General features: G+C 41.3%; 10 protein-coding genes and 1 pseudogene. 4 read left to right on the top strand and 7 right to left on the bottom strand.

The genetic code is table 11. The features are described 5' to 3' along the window. Window positions 1–728 precede the first annotated feature (728 nt). Window positions 729–1,094, top strand: coding sequence for a hypothetical protein (locus tag FNW02_RS20785; protein WP_191759407.1), 366 nt, complete (start codon window positions 729–731; stop codon window positions 1,092–1,094). Between the two features lie 141 nt (window positions 1,095–1,235). Here the strand turns inward: FNW02_RS20785 and FNW02_RS20780 are convergent, their stop codons facing one another. Both FNW02_RS20780 and FNW02_RS20775 read right to left on the bottom strand, forming a co-directional pair. Further along, window positions 1,236–6,269, bottom strand: coding sequence for a WD40 domain-containing protein (locus tag FNW02_RS20780; protein ID WP_191759406.1), 5,034 nt, complete (start codon window positions 6,267–6,269; stop codon window positions 1,236–1,238). Window positions 6,270–6,487: 218 nt separating this feature from the next. Beyond that, window positions 6,488–7,819, bottom strand: coding sequence for a P-loop NTPase fold protein (locus FNW02_RS20775; protein WP_191759405.1), 1,332 nt, complete (start codon window positions 7,817–7,819; stop codon window positions 6,488–6,490). A 763-nt stretch (window positions 7,820–8,582) separates the two neighbouring features. On the opposite strand from FNW02_RS20775, the gene FNW02_RS20770 reads away from it, so the two are divergent. Further along, window positions 8,583–9,425, top strand: a complete 843-nt coding sequence (locus FNW02_RS20770) for a cell division protein FtsQ/DivIB (RefSeq protein ID WP_191759404.1) — start codon at window positions 8,583–8,585, stop codon at window positions 9,423–9,425. 1,355 nt (window positions 9,426–10,780) lie between these two features. Then, window positions 10,781–12,070 carry a cell division protein FtsZ gene (gene ftsZ / locus FNW02_RS20765; RefSeq protein WP_191759403.1) on the top strand — a complete coding sequence of 430 codons (1,290 nt, stop codon included), beginning with the start codon at window positions 10,781–10,783 and terminating at the stop codon, window positions 12,068–12,070. Window positions 12,071–12,577: 507 nt separating this feature from the next. Here the strand turns inward: ftsZ and gshB are convergent. The 5 genes from gshB to cofG form a co-directional block, all read right to left on the bottom strand. Continuing rightward, complete coding sequence (gene gshB / locus FNW02_RS20760) at window positions 12,578–13,558, bottom strand: glutathione synthase (RefSeq protein WP_191759402.1); 981 nt, start codon at window positions 13,556–13,558, stop codon at window positions 12,578–12,580. A gap of 208 nt (window positions 13,559–13,766) precedes the next feature. Beyond that, window positions 13,767–14,039, bottom strand: coding sequence for a glutaredoxin 3 (gene grxC, locus FNW02_RS20755; protein WP_191759401.1), 273 nt, complete (start codon window positions 14,037–14,039; stop codon window positions 13,767–13,769). A gap of 271 nt (window positions 14,040–14,310) precedes the next feature. Beyond that, the gene (locus tag FNW02_RS20750; protein WP_191759400.1) at window positions 14,311–15,036 is read right to left on the bottom strand and encodes a PEP-CTERM sorting domain-containing protein; all 726 of its coding nucleotides are present in this window, start codon (window positions 15,034–15,036) and stop codon (window positions 14,311–14,313) included. A 254-nt stretch (window positions 15,037–15,290) separates the two neighbouring features. Then, the gene (hflX, locus tag FNW02_RS20745; RefSeq protein WP_191759479.1) at window positions 15,291–17,036 is read right to left on the bottom strand and encodes a GTPase HflX; all 1,746 of its coding nucleotides are present in this window, start codon (window positions 17,034–17,036) and stop codon (window positions 15,291–15,293) included. A 485-nt stretch (window positions 17,037–17,521) separates the two neighbouring features. Further along, entirely contained in the window at window positions 17,522–18,502 is a 981-nt protein-coding gene (cofG, locus tag FNW02_RS20740; protein ID WP_191759399.1) for a 7,8-didemethyl-8-hydroxy-5-deazariboflavin synthase subunit CofG, read from the bottom strand. Between the two features lie 299 nt (window positions 18,503–18,801). Here cofG and FNW02_RS20735 point away from each other — a divergent pair. Next, window positions 18,802–18,973, top strand: a pseudogene (locus tag FNW02_RS20735) (photosystem II q(b) protein); the annotation flags it as partial.

The following is an 18,973-nucleotide window of genomic DNA, read 5'->3' as shown; positions in this document are numbered from 1 at the left end:
TGTGTGTTCCTAGGGGAGCAAAACCAGCAGTTTCACTATTGGTGGCATTTGTTAGAGTTAGGCACGTGGATAAGCAAGCTCCAACACAGAGCGGCATAAGTGCTTGCCTCTAAAAGCGCAAAGAGAGGTGTCTGCTTCACGCTTGGCTCTTGCTCGTGGCAAAAGCTGTGTCGTTCTCATTCTGTATTATGTATGTGTTGCCACTACATACAACCCATTGTTTGATGGGTAAATCAGCCAGATCATACGATTTTTTTTAACTCAAAATCAAAGCACTCCAGTCTTAAAGTAAGAACGCTGCGATCGCATCTAGCTCATTTGGAAGGTTTAGCAAACATCATCGCTCCCTTTTAGAAGCGATCGCAATTGCCTTTTAACTTCGATCTAGACCTGACTATACCCAGCCTCTACTAAGACAGTACAACGATGATGAACTAAAATATCAGTCAGCAAGGTGAGCCGAGAAAAATCTCTTTAGAACCCTCTATGAGCCTGCTGAAGGTTCATCTTCTGTGTTCTTTTAGGAACTATATCAACTCATTAATAAAGCAAGGGCTTGGGCAGAGTTTTGAGGTAGGGTGTAAAAAATTGGAAAAACACCACATCCTCCACCCAGCTTTAGAAGATAATTCTGCTACGTCAGTCATGCTCTTGGTATAAAGTGACAAACAGAAAATTAACAATCTCTTGTAAATTTGAGTTGACTTCATTTACACGGAAAGGGTGGCATGAGCAACGACAAAAGTTTTGAATCAGGAAAATTGTCCTGTAACGTGCAAGCGATCGCAACTGTGGTACATGAAGCGGCTCAGAGTTGTCAAGGAGATACTGTAGCTCTTTTGGCTTTGCTGCGGCAGTTGGAGCAGTTACACCGAGAGATCAGGGATGGGGCTTTTCAAAAGAGTTTGCCTGATAACCGTCGGCAACTCTACTCACTACTGAAAGATATTGAGTCTGAGGGGGGCTGGCCCTATATTGAGCGCATGAGACTACAGGCATTTTTAGCGAATTTTCCCCAAGAAGCAACTGAGGAAAACAGTGATCTCAAAAACAGTGATGATGTGTTGATTAGCGATCGTTCCTTTGAGTGGTAAACTCGAAACTTAATTTCGAGATTTTAATTAACAACCCTGAGTGCCTCATCAACCGCTAAACTGATAGCGATTGTTTGTTGAGGCTTCAGGGGATGAGAAAACAGGTAAAAATTAATACATACTCAATCAAGCGAATCTAATTTAGGAATTGTAGGTAATGCCATTACAAAGAAAGCGATCTTGCCCTTCAACATTGCGGTTGTGTTTGAGGTAATTACTTACCAAGTTGCAACTTTGAACAATTAGGTCATCAAGATCTAAATTCCACATAATTATGGTGTTGTCATCACTAGCTGATGCCAGTGTTTGACCATCAGGGCTAAAGCTAACGCTTAAGACAGGAGCGCGATGCCCGTTGAGAATTTTAATTAATTCACCTTCACGACTCCAAAGTTTGACTGTGCTGTCCCAATTGGCGGCGGCGAGCAGTTCCCCATTGGGACTGAAAGTAACAGCATTGACGCTATCGCTGTATCCCTTTAACAAAGTTTTTAACAACGTACCATCTCTTTCCCACAACCTAACTGTGTTATCCCAGCTAGCAGAAGCTAGCAACTGGTCAGTAGGACTAAAGCTCACACCTAATACCCAGCTGTCATGCGGCGAAAAAGTTTTAATCAAAGTACCGTCCCGCCGCCAAAGTTTGACTGTTTGGTCATCACTGGCTGAGGCCAGAACTTGACCATCGGGACTGAAATTCACGCTATTCACTCGCGCCTCATGCCCTACCAAGGTTTTTAGCAAGCGACCATCACGATTCCAAAGTTTCACTGTCTTATCCAGACTAGCTGATGCCAACAGTTGACCATCTGGGCTGAAGTTGACGCCCGTCACGCCATCGCTATGTCCTTGGAGAGTCTTGATTAAAGTACCGTCGCGCCACCAAAGTTTCACAGTTTTGTCATAACTACCAGAAGCCAGTATTTTTCCATTGGTGTTAAAAGTGACACTAGTAACTCTATCTGTGTGCCCCACTAGAGTTTTGTAGAGTTGGGTTTTAACCTCGCCGCTACTAGTATCTCTTTGCCAGAGTTTTACCGTATGATCGCGACTACCAGAAGCCAACATCTGGCCATCGGGACTCCAAGCCACGCTCAAAACTCGATCCTGATGTCCCTTGAGAGTTGGTAATTTTGGGGTATCCAGACTCCACAGTTTCATGCTTTTGTCATGACTTCCTGATGCCAGTAATTTGTTATCTGGGCTGAAAGCTACGCTGACAACAGCATCGTTGTGTCCTTTGAAAGTTTTAAGTAATGTGCCAGTGATACTCCAAAGGTTAATAGTATTGTCTTCACTTCCAGAAACTAACTTTTCACCATCAGAACTGAAGCTTAAGCTCCAAACTGTACTGGTATGCTGCTGCAAGGTTTTATAGGTACGAAAGTCCCAACTATCTTTACTACTGTACTCTCGGCGCCAAAGTTTCACTGTTTTGTCTCGACCTGTAGACGCTAGTAGCTCACCATTAGGGCTAAAAGTGACAAAAGTCACACTCTGCTGATGCCCTTGCAAAGTTCTGACCAAGCTGCCGTCCCGTCGCCAAATTTTCACTGTCTTGTCTTCACTTGCTGAGGCAATAAATTGACCGTCAGGACTAAAGCTTACCCAGTTAACCCACCCTTTATGTCCCTTGAGTATTTTGACTAAGCTACCGTCCGGGCGCCAGAGTTTGATGGTTTTATCCTTACTACCAGTAGCTAGCAACTCCCCATCAGGACTAAAACTGACGCTATAAACCCAATCTCCTTGTCCTGACAAGGTTTTGAGTGGCTGTGGATCAAATTCGCCTGTAATTGGGTTTTTGTGCCAGATTTGTACAGTTTTGTCGAGGCTGGCTGAAGCTAATCTTTGACCATCAGGGCTAAAGCTGACGCTAGTAACAGCATCGGTATGACCTTTGAGGGTTTGAAGTAAAGTACCGTCAGGACGCCATAGTTTCACCGTCTGATCTCGACTGCCTGATGCCAATAATTTACCATCAGGACTGAAAATTACACCCCAAACTGTATCTGTATGCCCTTCTAAGCGATTTACCTCCGTTAGTCCGTAAACTGCCTGTTGGAGGGCTGTCACCACTCGTATTCGGGTTTCTGGTAGAACTTTGTTTGTTTGTTTAAGTTTTCTCCAAGCCCGTAAACTTTCTAACAAAGCATCAAATTCCTTATTAGATGCAAACAGAGCTTCACTGGCCGCGGTGATCGCACTAATTTTAAAATTGGTTTCACTGTGTTCAGCTCGTAGAGTTTGGCTAATTGCGGCTCTTTTTTGTAAATCAGCTTGCCACCATAATGCCGCTATTGTCCCCCCCATCATTGCTAAAACTGCGCCTGCTATCCGTGCTTCTCGTAGCCGTCGTTGTAATACTAAATTGAGTTGTTCTTGACTTAGTTTTTGGGCTACTTCGGCTTTATTTTTTTCAATTTTTATTTTTTCTAATTCGGCAACCATACCATAGTTGTTTTTTTGGCGAATTGGTTCAACTAGATAATCGTGAACTAGCTGGTAGCGATCGCCTAACTCTTCTCGTACTCGCAACACCAAGCCTGAACCAACCAAAATTTCTAAAATCAATTCCCAAGCTGGGTCAAGGTTCGATATTCTATCACTATGGTTATTTTTGCCTAATGTAGTTATTAAATCAGCTTTAGTTTTGAGTGGTCGTGTACCCTTTTCATCGGTTAACTCAAATAATAATTTCCAACTGAACTCTTCGTTTTCTTGACCGCAGTCTTTGATCACTTCTTCAAGCCAGCGTTTCACTAATTTTATCGAGCCGCCGCAAAGCTTGTATTGTTTAAGCGTGGTAATGTTTTCTGCTTGCAGCTGAGCACCGACTATTTGTAATTCAATTGGATGTACTTCGTCTAGTTCTCCTGCTAAATCGTTTACTAATTGATTAATTAATTCGTCGCTTAATTCATAATGCGAACGTTGAGTAAGACTATGAATTATAGTTATTGCATCTTGGCTAGAAAATTTACCTAGGTAATAGCGAATATCTTTATCAAGAATGTTTTTATTAATTACATCTAAATCATTTAAACCATTGCTACATTCTTTATTTAAACGTTCAAACTCTAATAAATAGTGTAAATAATCTTCTCTTAATGAAAAAATAATTTTTACAAATGGAATATTTAAACATTCACTAAAAAACTTATAAAATTGTATTTTTTCTGCTGGAGAATTGCTAATAAAAAAAAACTCTTCAAATTGATCAAAAATAAGAATAATTGTATAATTGTGCTCAGCCAAAAAACGTATTTTTTCAATTATCTTAGTCGCAGTATTTTCTATATTATTAAATATTTCAATATGTGTTAATGCATGGTTAATACTGCTGCATAAAGCTGTAATCCAATCAGTATAAACAGATAAAACAATTGGTATCGGAATGCGTTCACCAATGACTTTTCCCTTCAAAGCTGGTACTAAACCAGCTTTGATAACTGAACTTTTACCAACACCTGATGGCCCATGAATTACTGTAAGTTTATAGTCAGCACGAGTAATTCTTTCAATCAAGCGATTGACATCTTGCTGTCGTCCAGAAGCAGAGATTTCTTGGGCAACCTCTTCAGGAATAAAAGATGTTTGTTGTGGCTCTAAAACTGGATTAATTCTGTAGTGTTGAGGTTGCAATTGACTGGCTCCAATGAAAGCACGAAAGCCATATTGATGTTCTATTTGAATTTTTTCTTGCTTGAGGCTAAAGGCTTCTGTATAGTTACGACGCTCACAAAAGTAGAGCGATCGCAATTCCTCTAAAATCTCTAAGTAAAGTGACGGCTCATGTTGTAACTCACATACTACTTTTGCCCATTCTAGGTTGTTGATGGCTTCTTCCCACTCACCTAAATGTCGCTGTGTACGTGCTAACAACAAAAGATACCAACTTTCTTGCTGCCGTGAGACTTCTGTTGCTGTTTCTGAGATAGAAAGTGCCGTATTTGCTAATTCATGAGCTAGTACCCAATTTGATTCAGAAGCCGCCACATATGTTAAAAAGCCATAATCTTGAGCAACTTGCGCTGAAGTTCCGTAAGTTTCATGCAGTCGTAATGATTTTTGAGCTAATTCTTTTAAGTCTTCCCAAGCTTGTAAGCGTTGCATACTTTCACAAGCAAGCAAAATAAATTTGGCAACTAAATCTTCTCTTTGTGTCTCCTCTAATACATCTAAGCATTGCTTAAACCATAAAAGAGCATTTTGCCAATAACTACTGTTGGCATTCTGATGTAAATCTGCCATTCGACGATAACATAGCCCTAGGTGAAATAATACTATTGCTTTCCACAGTAAAGAGGAAGAGAAGAAAGAAGAAGACAAAAGTAATTGTTCAGTTACTTTACCCACTTTTATGCTTTTGCCTTCTCCCACTCTCCTAGCTTCCTGTTGCCACAAAGCTAAGCTTCTTTGATAATGAGCTAAAGCACCATTAATTTGATCATTGGCGTATTTATCTCGTCCCAACACAACTTCTAAACTAGCTTCTAATCCTGGTTCTAATTTGACACCATATAAGCGCAGTAAATCATTACGAGCCGATTCTATTTCGTGTCTGTGTTGAGATTTAGGATCTAAATCTAGAGATGCATTAGATAAAAATCTTTCGGCACCTGCTTCTAAAACTTTGGTAAAGAGAGATTCTGTTTCTTGGCGAATCAAAGTAATTAAATCTGATTTTTCCATTTCAAATTTAATAGTGGTTGCAGCCCAGCTTTTAAAATCGGGCGCTAGTCTAGAAAGCAATGATGCCACTTCATCTTGTAACCATAACACCAGTGGAAAGTGAAATGTTGTGGCATAAATATCTCGTGCTTGGTTAATGCTGGTAAGTAAGTCGTCAAGGTCGATAATTGACTCTAGACCAAAAACCATCACAGCTGATGGCAAAGAATCTGTAGCAACTACAGAATTGTCTAGGAATAATTCTGTAGCTATTGTGCTGTGTAAAGAGCTAGTTGATGAATTGATAACGATTTCACGTAAATTGATATCTTGAGTGATGGAGCGGAGATGTTCTAACATTTGCTCTCGTAATTGCCCATAGTTACACCGGACTAAAATCAAGGCAAATTGACCTTTGGAAAGCGCGATCGCCCGAATTAGTCTTTGCAGAGCATCTTGATTTTCATTGGCGATCGCGCCTGTGAACTGCCACTTTGTCATAACTAAACATCAAGCTAGAAAGGAAGAAAAAACATCACATCAAAAAGAGCCTATGAGCCTTTTAAATTTTTGATTTCTTATGGCTCATACACTATGTCGATATGCCTGAAGATGCCCTACAGCCGTCTCTACTCTAATTCAAAATTCATAATGATCAGAAATTCAAAATTAAAGATTGTCTGAATTTTGAATTTCAAATTTTTAAGGCTTCGACCTTGCTACTTATTTTGTTGCCAAGCAAGGACTTTTTCTGTTTCTGACAATGCTGGACTGATGCCAAACCAGCGCCCCAAAGGATCGCGATATTCAAACAGGTACATACTCCGCAGTAAACTTTGGTAATCAGACTCGCCTTTAACCCTTTGCTGTTGCACTACTTCAAACAATAATTCCCACTGGTATTCATCAATTGCCAATAGTAAATCATCACGGTAGTCCTTAATTACGGCTTCTAAACAATTCCTAGAAAAAGGTGGATCTTGCCGTTGCAAGCAGCTATAAAGTAAACCTAATAAATTACGAATGTGACCACCACTAACGCGACATAGACGATCCAGGGTTTCGGGATGATCAAATAATTCTGTGATGATTAACATCCTTCCATTCCAGGAAACTTCTGGAAAAGCTCTTGCTAAAACTAATTGGCGCAATAGTAACATTCCTGGTTCGTAGTCACTACCATCTCTTTGCCGCACTAGTACCATAGGCAACACTTTGGGCGCAATACCTCCCCCAAGGCGATTTTTCAGTGTCTCGTACTCATTGGAGAAAATTAATGCTAGGGGAATTGTATAAACTAAGTGACATTTGAGTCGGCGTAACTGTTCGCCTCGATCAATAAAAAGATATTCTGGTTGCGATCGCCCGGATGCAACAGGGCGCATATCCACTCGATCCAAGTTATCTACAATTACTACCAGCCCTTTTTGACCTCGCAGCTTTAACTGTTCGACAGCCTTTTCTAATACCTCTTCGTTAATCGCTTGTAAAATACTATTGGTACGTGGTTCTAAATATTGCCTCAGTTGATTACGTAACTGAGCGCTATCTTTAGTTTTAGCGGTAATTTTGGCAATACCCAAGGACAACTCTGCTTGTGCTGAAAGCTCTATGGGGCTTTGTAAAAAGTCGCCAACTTCTTTAAACAAATTGGTAAAATAACTGGGCTTGAGTTTGATGCCAATCCCTTCTAAACTGACACTGACTTGACGGGCTACACTCAACAGAATATCGCTGACATCAATATCTGCCATGTCTAGGTCTTGACTAGACTCAAAATAAACTACGTGAAATTCCGCCAACTCCAGTTCTGCTTTCAGGCGTTGCAACTCTGTTGACTTACCACAGCCAATGTGACCCGTAAATAACTGGCAAGTTGGCTCATCGGGAGAAATACGGGTAATAGTTCGTTGCAATTCTTCAACAATCTTACAACCACGTACATCAGCAAAATCTATGTAGTACTGCTGATCTAGCACGTTACTTATGTTTAAGGTGTAACTTGGATTACAAGCCTTGTAAAAACGTGACAGATTTAGTGTCGTTCTCATGTATATAGAGGTGTATGTAGAGGTATATGTAGATGCAGTTTAATTCGTATTTTTTATACAAATAATCTCTAGCCGAAATATAGGCATACAACTAACCTGCAAGTTGGTTGTATCTTGCAGGGGACAGCACTCGCGGCAAAACCACTGCCAGTAACTAACTGTCAGTAGTATGGTAGAGATTAATTGACCCTAATAACATTAAGCATATGTGTCCTTTTTACAGCTGCTGTTGAGGTTTTGACGATCTTTAGCTTTTAATTGACCTGGCATAAACCTTTATGGTTTTGCTAATCAGTAAAAAACTATTAGAGGGTGTAAGTCTCAGTTTTTATAGCTGATGAGGTAGGACTGGTATTAATTCTAGCAAGGTACTCAGAAATTAGTACAGTATAAGCACCATTTCACATAATGTTTGTCAAGAAAAATCTTCACATTACAGCTTTCCTCCTTAACTACCGTGAGCTAGTTAAAAACATCCATTTAGATTATGGTAAATTTGTCAATTACTGCTTTGTAGTTCTTTTGGCAGGTATTGGCTGTCACACTACAGTAAAGAGGCTACAGTTGGTTGAAAGTGGACACAGAAAACTTGAACAAGTAGAATTACTGGCGTCATGATATCTTTTGTGGTTACTGTAGAGTGTTAATAAAAGTAAAAAAATCTTGAGATTAAAGTGGCTAATACATGCCAACAGGGTTTACTACACTTAATTGATGATACGAGCGCATCAATGAATTGAATTGAAACCAGAAAGGGGTTTGAATGGCTGGCATAGTATCAGTTTCCCGCACGGATTTAGCCCAACGCCGCAAGAAGTTACGTCGACAGCGGCAGATGAAAATTCTTCAGACTATTTGGCGAACCTTTGCCATAAGTGGGCTGGCGGGTGGATTGCTGTGGGTGGCAATCCAACCAATATGGGTGCTAAATACTCCCAAACAAATAGTAATGAAATCAGGCAATCAATTATTGTCGGATGATGCCATTAAGTCACTACTGGTGTTATCCTATCCCCAGTCTTTGTGGCGGATTAAACCGTCTGCGATCGCCGACTCGTTGAAGCAACAACCAACTATTGCACAAGCAACAGTTAGCCGCCGTCTTTTTCCACCTGGATTAAACATCGAAATCCAGGAACGAATACCTGTAGCTATTGCTCAAAAACGCATAGAGGAACACAAAACTACTAACAAAAAAGTAATTGTAGGCTTGCTAGATGCCAATGGGGTTTGGATGCCCTTAGAAAAATACAAATCACTAAATCCTACCAGTAAATTGCCCACTCTCCAGGTTATTGGTTTGCCAGAACAATATAGTTCTTACTGGACTCAACTTTATCAAGCTGTCAGCCAAAGCTCCGTGAAGGTGATAGAAATTGATTGCGAAGATCCAACTAATTTAATTTTGAAAACAGAATTAGGAAAAGTGCATCTTGGTGTTCCAAGTCTCCAGTTACCTGAACAAATTAGGTTACTCGCCCAAATGCGCCATTTACCAGCAAAACTCAATTCCAGCCAAATAGAGTATATTGATCTCAAAAATCCCGAATCTCCATTAGTACAAGTGAACCAAAAAAAACCGAAAATTGATTCCCAAAATCCTTAGCTCTAAATAACGTGATTTATATATCAAGTGCTCCTAGTAAATCAATAAGTTTTATGCTAATAAAGATATTTATTATTTTGAGTTTTCCAGCAATCTACGAAAAAATGGGTATTAATTTCTAATTAAAATGAGAGGATCAATCATCAAACCTTTTCTCAGAGCAAAAGACCTTGAATTGTTATCCTAACATCTAGTGATAAGGTACAAGATGTTAGACAATCTGATGATGGCATCTGGTGTGCAAAATACCTTTTGTCTGTATGGTCTTCGACTGAAACCAGCGCGTCAACACAAAATACGTAAGTTTTTCATTAAAGTCTGACTGACAAGCCAAGGACACTAGTAAGAACAAATGATGCTACTAGATTTGTGTAGATCCCAAAATGTTCTAACTTTGGTAAGTTGAGGATACTTCCAAAGACGGTTTACCAAAGTTCCTAACCGTAACGAGAAACCATAAGTTCTATAGCGTTGCTTTTGGTGAGTCAGTTTGGATTTCTTTATGCTGTGCTTCCTATTGAGTTGCGAAGCATCTCTGAAACTCTTGGTTTGTTGACGGCACTGGTTAGGGTTCTTGCAAGATAAAATATTGCTCCAACAAAGTGTCCATTAAAATCCACCAAATAACAAATCAATCAGCTATAGTCTGACAAGCAAATTCTTCTTTACCCTTACCGGAAGAACAAGTAAGTAAAAGGTAAATATTGTGTCTTAAGTTGCAATTATCCCCAATGGTGAAACAGATTAACAATATTATTATGACAAGCAAGACGCACTGTGGCGCGACTTTACAAGTTATACCATCCGCAGATAATTTTGAGTGCGGGGTTGGTTTTACTATGCTTACGTGTATACGTAATTACGTAAGATTATTCTCAGTAATCAATTTAAAACCAAGACTGAATTGCTACCAGCCGTATTTTTATTTTTTATTTGATTGCATTTTATACAACACAAACACTGTGGTTGTGGTAGCTAACCAAAAAATAACTGAGATTCACAGCTGTAAAATTAATGACCAACTTAAATCATTAACGCAAATAGAGGGAGGACATTGGAAATGCCAAAGGGAAACTGAAAGAGATTGTCAGCATTGCAGGGCACAAATTAATGTCTGGTTGAGGTTATACAGATCAATTTTAAGTAAATGTAGGTATACTTCTCTAGAATCGGCTGTGCGATCTGCTGCATTGAAGGTTTATTCCATAGCAAATTTCCGCACTATCAATCCTGTTAGGGTTGGAAGTAGCGAGAACAATAAAGAACAGTGCCATAGATTGTGGCAGTGTCAAACTATAGTTGACTCTTAGGTGAATAACACCTAAAAAAGTCGTTTATCTACCTTTCTGAATGCAATGACACTTGATAATAACCAAGGACTTACCTATAAAAACTCCCAATCTGCGGGACAGCCAGGGTTCTCTCTGGCAGTTAATTCGACGAATCCCTTTAATAACTCTGGGCTAAACTTTGGACAAAATCACGATAGTAAGAAGATTTCTCCTGAAAATAGCCGAATTGGCGAGATTGTTCCAGGTCGGGTTGCCAACATCAAAGTCATTGGTGTAGGTGGTGGCGGCGGTAATGCGGTAAATCGCATGATCGAGTCTGATGTCTCTGGGGTGGAGTTTTGGTCAATTAATACTGATGCCCAAGCTTTGACTTTGGCAGGTGCTCCTAGTCGATTGCAAATTGGACAAAAACTGACTCGAGGTTTAGGAGCAGGTGGTAATCCTGCCATTGGTCAAAAAGCAGCAGAGGAATCACGGGACGAAATTGCAACGGCTTTAGAAGGTGCAGACTTAGTATTTATCACTGCTGGCATGGGGGGTGGTACTGGAACAGGTGCAGCCCCGATTGTGGCAGAGGTAGCTAAAGAAATGGGCGCTCTCACTGTTGGCGTAGTTACACGTCCATTCGTATTTGAGGGACGCCGCCGTACCAGCCAAGCAGAACAAGGTATTGAAGGACTAAAAAGTAGGGTAGATACGTTGATCATTATCCCCAATAACAAGCTGCTGGAAGTGATCCCTGAGCAAACGCCTGTGCAAGAAGCTTTTCGCTATGCAGATGATGTGCTACGTCAAGGGGTACAAGGAATTTCTGATATCATTACGATCCCCGGCTTGGTAAACGTTGACTTTGCCGATGTCCGAGCTGTGATGGCAGATGCAGGCTCCGCGTTGATGGGGATTGGTGTTAGCTCTGGAAAATCTAGAGCCAGAGAAGCAGCGATCGCTGCTATTTCCTCGCCTTTACTAGAATGTTCTATTGAAGGAGCCAGAGGAGTTGTCTTTAATATTACTGGTGGTACTGATCTGACCCTGCATGAAGTAAATGCTGCGGCAGAAGCAATTTATGAAGTGGTTGATCCCAACGCTAATATTATTTTTGGCGCAGTGATTGATGATAGACTCCAAGGTGAAGTAAGAATAACTGTAATTGCCACTGGGTTTACAGGTGAAGTACAAGCTGTACCACAACAAAATATAGCTAACGCCAGGGTAGTAACCCCAACTCAAAAGCGACCAACACCGCAACAGCCACCTACGGTTAATCCTCCAACCCCAATTCCAGAACCAAAAGAAAAACCTGGATTGGATATACCTGATTTCCTGCGAAACCGAAATAAGCCAAGGAATTAAGTGATTTTGGATTTGAGATTTTAGATTAAATTTACAGTCTCAATCCAGGCTGAGGGCTGTATAAAATCTATTATTGCTAGGGTTTGAGCGGAGTTATCCCTGATACCAATTGGTGACGGTACTCCTCAATGCTACCTATAGAGCGAATAAAATAGGGCAGGAGTCTGCTGATTCTTATGTCCTGTTGTGCTTTTGGAGAAAAGCGGGAAGACTTACCCGACTAAACGGTTGCGATCGCGTTATATCTACCCTCGCGATCTATTGTCCTATGGCTGCCTCTGCTCGGAATAGATGCGGTTTGTAATCAAGTGTTCTCTAGCTTTGCTAAAGTTTGAACACATAACCATTTTTCACATGCCTTGGCTGAATCTCAGCACTAGATACTGCTGTAATTTTTAGGTCAACGCAAGTGATCATCATATTTTTGAGCTAACTGTAAAAGCCTATAGACAGGTAAGCGGCTTCCCGTAGGGTAGAACACTAAGAAAAAAGCGAAGTCAATATAAATTATTTCGGTTTTTTGGTTTGTAGAGTCTGTTCAACCCATTGAATTACTTGATGACCAAGGCGCGTGCTATCGAGTCGGTCGATCTCGCGAATTCCGGTTGGACTGGTAACGTTGACTTCAGTCAGGTAGCCACCGATAACGTCAATACCCACAAAAATTAAGCCGTCTTGGCGTAAGCTCTCAGTGATTTGAGCACAGATTTCATGCTCTCTTGGAGTAATTTGGGTTGAAGCGACTGTGCCACCCGCTGCCATATTATTGCGAAAATCAGTACCGCTAGAAAGCCGATTGAGCGAACCAATTGGTTCACCATTGAGCAGAATAATTCGCTTGTCTCCCTCTTTTGCCTCTGGTAGATAGGTTTGTACCATTACTGGCACTCGGCCTTGAAGAGTACTGAGTTCGACAATGGAATTGAAGTTGCGATCGCCTGATTGCAAAAATAAAATCCCTTCCCCAGCTTTATTACCCAGTGGTTTGAGAACTGTTGCCCTTTTTGCTTCCACAAATTGCCGAATAAACTGCTTATCGGCACTGACAATCGTTTCTGGAATCGCTTTGGTAAACTGAAGAGCATACATCTTTTCGTTTGCTCCCCGGATGCCACTGGGACTGTTAATTAACAAGGTTTTGTTTTGGTCAATGTAATCCAGAATATATGTGGCATATAGGTAGGAATCATTGACAGGTGGGTCTGTCCGCATAAATACGGCATCCATTGTGTCTAAAGGATTTAAGGAGCGATCGCTCAACTTGTACCAAAGATTTGCCGCTACCCAGCGTCCCTCTACTAATTTTACTGGTACAAGTTCTACTCGCTGTAAGACAGCCCAAGCTTTGCCCTCCATCACGCTCAGCAGATTTGCTTGAGTCACCCAAACTTCGTGTCCTAGAATTTGCGCTGCTTCCATGAGGGCAACGCTGGTATCATGACACGGGTCAAGCTGATGAATGGGATCAATTATAAAAGCTAGTTTCACGCTTTCTACCTACCTCAATCACCAGGAAATTTAATAGTTATTCAATTTAGATTATCTCTTGATGATCTCACTAATTGACGTACATGTGTACTGCTGAAGATAACCATTTAGTTTCCCAGGTAATGTTTTGTTGTCTAGGCATAGTTTTTGTATAAAAAACTGGGATATATAGTGCCTTGTCCTTGAATATTAGCAATACCTTCTCCACCTACACACTATTGCTAGAAGCTAGTAATTCATCAAGTTTGCCTTGACGGTCTAAAGCATGGATATCATCACAACCACCAACATGCTCATCGTTGATGAAGATTTGTGGTAAAGAGCGTCTTCCATTTGCCCTTTGAGCCATTTTGTTCCTTGCGGCTTCATCTCCGTCAATACTGTATTCGATAAATTCAACTCCCTTATTATGCAGCAAACTTTTAGCACGGATACAAAACGGACAAGTTCTCCAAGTGTAAATTTCTACTTTTGCAGTCATAAAGCTCTCAACTTAATTTAGTACTTCTTAATTTTAGAACGTTGCCAACTATTCCTAGTGGCAACGTTCTATTTTGCTAAAACTGTATATAAAATTTTTTATGTATTAACCGAGTTGATAAATGTAGCTATTAACCTAATTTGTTTATTTTATAAAGTAAGTGTACTTTCTGATCAAGTAGTACTAAGCTGAAATGCTTATTTAAAAAATAATTACCGCTATCTAGCTAATGGGAGAAGAAGTACCTTTGTGCTTCTCCACCCAAATTGAATTAGCAGTGTTGCTGACTGCTATGGAGACTGTTTGCTTTTTTGGTGAGTCTCAAAACACCTACAGCAAATAAGCCAAGAGCGGCTAGTGTGCTAGGCTCAGGTACTTTTTTAGGTGGAGGTGGTGGGGGGGTATAGTAAGGAGCTTGTCCTTTAAGTTTGCTACTTCCTTCGCGACTACTTCCAGAACCGACGCTCATTAGACGCACTCCGAAGTTCTGCTGAGAAAATTGAGCCAGGGTTAAAGCTTGTGAACTGTGGGATAGGGTAAATGTAGTTGATTGAATGTCGCCTTTTCCATTCCCTATACCTTCTTGACCAATTTCTACCGCAGCATCAAAATTACCGCCACCACCGTTGAGATTGTTACTACCGCTGCCGACAGAATTAATTGTTCCAGCAGGGCCAAATTTGCTAGCTGTTATATCTGTACCTACTACTTGGAGACCACTGAGGAGCGAATCGTTCAAAATATTAAAGAAAACGCCGCGTATGTCAGCAATTGTGTTACTACCAGTCGGTAAAAAGTCTACCTTGAACCGAACTTTGCCAGCTCCTGCTATTTCGTCATCCAAGGTAAACTTCACCTGAGTATCATAACCTGTGAATTCGTTGATAGTGAAATTTATAGAAGCGGCGTTAGCAGGGGAAAAGGCAGAAAGTGATATGACAACGGCTGTAGTAGCCAAGACGCCGGGTAATACAGAAGTTGAAAAGGGGTTTTTCATGTTTATCAGTAATTACGAAACAGAACGTTGAGACTAAATTGGTGAAGATGGGAATTTAATAAATTGCTATCCATCTGACTGATATTAAAAGCACCCTACAAATAGGCCTTACACTAATCTAGGCATCCAAGGCTAAGTTGTCTATAATACACACCTTATATTCAAGAATACTTTATCTTTAGCTTCATACCATGAAAAAACCCAGTATTACTACTGGGTCATAAAGTGCTAAAAAATCAATTAAGTTTCTATATTTACCCACCATCTACGGCGTATTGAATCAGCTGAGCAAGGCGCTGGCGTAGAGTTTCTAATCCCAAGCGCTGACTCGCAGAAATAAATACCGCTAGAGGAAATTCTTCCCTAGCTAAAGCTAATGTCTCGCTACTTGCTTGATCAATCTTGTTAAAAGCAACCAGTGCCGGGCCAGGGGTCACTGGCATTTGCGCCAGGATTTCCCTGACTGCACGAATATGACTCAACCAAGCAGGATGAGACAAATCTACCAAATGCAGTAGAGCATCGGCTTCTGTGACTTCCTCCAAGGTAGCGCGGAAGGCATCCATTAAAGATGTGGGCAGTTCGTGTATGAACCCTACCGTATCTGTGATCAGAATTTCTTGAGGTTCATCAGCTTCGCCATGAGGAATTACGAGGCGGCGCGTGGTGGGATCGAGAGTGGCAAATAACTGGTCGGCTGTATAAACTTCAGCATTAGTGAGAGCATTCAGCAAGGTAGACTTGCCCGCATTAGTATAACCAACCAAAGCAACTGAAGGAACTTCTCGATGCTGCCGTCGCTGCCGTAACCGCGAACGATGTGCTTGTAATTGGTTTACTTCTTTTTGCAGTCGGGAAATGCGCTGTTGGATGGCACGTCGTTCTGTTTCTAGTTTAGTTTCACCAGGCCCACGAGTCCCAATACCACCACCCAATCTAGACATTGTACGACCTCTACCAGCAAGTCGCGGCTGCATGTATTCTAACTGTGCTAGTTCTACTTGTAATTTACCAGCACGGGACTGAGCGCGTTGGGCAAAAATATCCAAAATTACTTCGGTGCGGTCAACCACCCGGATACCAATTTGCATTTCTAAGTTGCGGACTTGGGAGGGTGAGAGGTCGCGGTCAAAAACGACTAGATTAACTCCTAGGGTTTGGGCAGTTAAGGCGATTTCTTGTACTTTACCTTCGCCAACTACTGTTTGAGGATGAATACGCGATCGCTTTTGTTGTACTGTTTGTAATACATCTCCACCAGCAGTATCCACCAACCGTGCTAATTCTGCTAGAGTGTCCTGAAATCTTTGGGGACTTGTTTCACTGGTCATCAGCCCCACAATTAGCACGCGATCGTGGTCAGCGTCTACTTCTTGGGCGATGAATTCCCGCTGGAATTCCGCTTCCAGATTTTCCACCAAGTCTACTAAATCCTGCTCTGCAAGATCATCCAAGCTAAGAGGCGGCGATATATTCCAAGCTGGAGTTTGGACTTGACTCTGCTCTACCTTGAATGCAGCAGGACTAGTTACAAGGGTGCGAGACTCTTGGGGTGTCAAATGAGCCAGATAAGCTTCTTTGACGTATCCAGTAGCGCCGCCTCCTCGCTTTGTAAATCCTGTTCCAGTAATGTTTAGGACGACCAAAGCATCTAAGCGTTGCAGTGCCATAGCCGTCAGCGCTGCCTCATTAGGTGGTTCTGGCTTGAGATGGGTAGCGATACAACGAATACCGCTGAGTCGTTCTGCACCGTAACGCGGCAATTCCAGCGGTGGGATTTGTGTTTGACGCGGTGTACCTACGCCTACACGAATCACTTGCCCGCGACGGTTGAGGTACGCACACACAGGCTGATTGACTTCTGTGCTAATTGCTGCCAAACGCTGGGAAAACTCGGACGTGGTGATGCGATCGCCCGGTATGCGCTGGTGATACAGCCGCTGTAATTGCTTCAGCTGGCTGGATTTTAAACCTTGGAGATTTCCAAAGATAGTTTCTATAGGCGTTTATGACCAGTAAATGGCCCCCCAAATCCTTCTATAATGTCTATTTTACAACAGGATCTAGGGTACAAACTCTCTCCTATGAGGGATGGTATCTAAGAGGACAAATTTTAGGTGTCTATTTCACCAGTTTGTTGCAATGGTAAATTGATCAGTAGCGATCGCATTTGATTTCAAAATATGCTCGTGATTGCTGCGCCGATCTTCTTTGACTATGTGTACAATCCGAGCAAGGTTATCGGCGATAACTACTAATTGAGAATATCCAGAAGGTAAGCGTTTTTTGCCTCTTTAAATAAACTGATTCAACGCTGCAATCAAAGTTGTAGTGTACGGATCAACTCGCTTAAGAATTTTGTGACGAAGACTTGCTAACAAATATCAAAGACTCATTCATAAGTATTAAAGACTCGCTAACGAGTATTAAAGACTCACTAAAAAAGAAACTACAAGGAAACGGGAAAATTTCTACTCCCTTGTCTTTACAAAAGAGAAACTGGGTTTAAAGTATTTCGCCATCGTCTCACTGATGTTTGCAACTCTTCCGACAACCAGCTATCAAATTGCGGATAAATCGGTAAACGCGGCACTAACTTCCACCAAGCAGGTTGTAAAATTTCTCTCAATGCTTGCTCTTGAAGATGGGGATAATCAGGATTCACTTCATCTTTTGGGCCAATTCCACCCAAGTCTCGCGCACCAGCTTCGATACAAGCAAGTAACCATTGCTTATCTTTAACTAAATTCGGCGGAATTTGAATCGTAATATCTGGCGGTAAAATTTGACGTGCTTTAGCAATCACTTCTGGTAGTTGATGGGGGTCAAAGGGAGGTGCATTAAAGGTTTGCTGATTTCCGGGACTGTGGGGTTGCAGAATGACTTCTTGAATGTGATGGTAACGTTGATGCACATTAGATATGGCTGCCAATGTTTCCCACCAGTCATCCTCAGTTTCCCCAATTCCCAACAGTAGCCCGGTTGTAAAAGGAATCTGCAACTCTCCCGCCCATTGTAATTGTTGCAACCTTACTGCTGATAATTTACTCGGTGCGTGTTGATGAACAGTATTTAACAATTTTGGTGTTAATTGTTCCAACATTAATCCCATTGAAACATTCACACACTTCAGCTTTTGCATTTCCTCAAAACTCAGTGGGCCTACATTAGTATGCGGTAAGAACTCCATTGAAAGCGCTAATCCACACAAATCATAAATCAGCTGAAACCACTCCTGACGCCTTGCTGAATAGGGATATACTTCACCACTGAGTATGAGGATTTCACAGATATTTTGGCTTTGAAGCTGTTTTAGGATGCTTTCTGCTGCTGAGAGGCTCATCCAGGGACTTTTGCCCGGTTCGGTGCGAAAGTTGCAGTACGTGCAGCGATTAAAGCACTCATAAGTCGGAACAATTGTATAAGCAGGGCTATAAGTGACAATGCGGGAATAATCAATTGGCATAAAACAGGATCTATCTCACTACGCTACAATCTCTACCTGAGTAAGGTTACAAAAACTGAGCCGATTCAAATTGTCATATTAGCTAGGCGATCGCAATTAAAGTTTATATTTATTACATTCTTACTCTCACTGGGTTTTAGGCAATTTAGGCTAGGAAAATAGCACTTTGGAGCTTTATACAGAGTTATTAGAAAAATTTCTTTGCAAAACACTTTACAAAATGCAATATTTTCTTTAAGATAAATTACAGGTAGCAAAGCCTACCTAAACATTCATACACAAATCGTAATCATTAAACCATGACAGCAACCTTACAACAGCGCTCTAGCGCCAACGTATGGGATAAATTCTGTGAGTGGATCACCAGCACCAACAACCGCCTATACATCGGTTGGTTCGGCGTCCTCATGATCCCCACCCTACTAGCAGCCACCACCTGCTTCATCATCGCCTTCATCGCTGCTCCCCCCG

Source organism: Komarekiella delphini-convector SJRDD-AB1 (genome assembly GCF_014831675.1).
In the GTDB taxonomy this organism is placed as follows: Bacteria; Cyanobacteriota; Cyanobacteriia; order Cyanobacteriales; family Nostocaceae; genus Komarekiella.
Note: the sequence above shows the minus strand (reverse complement) of the source record. Positions and strands in the feature narration are given on the sequence as shown.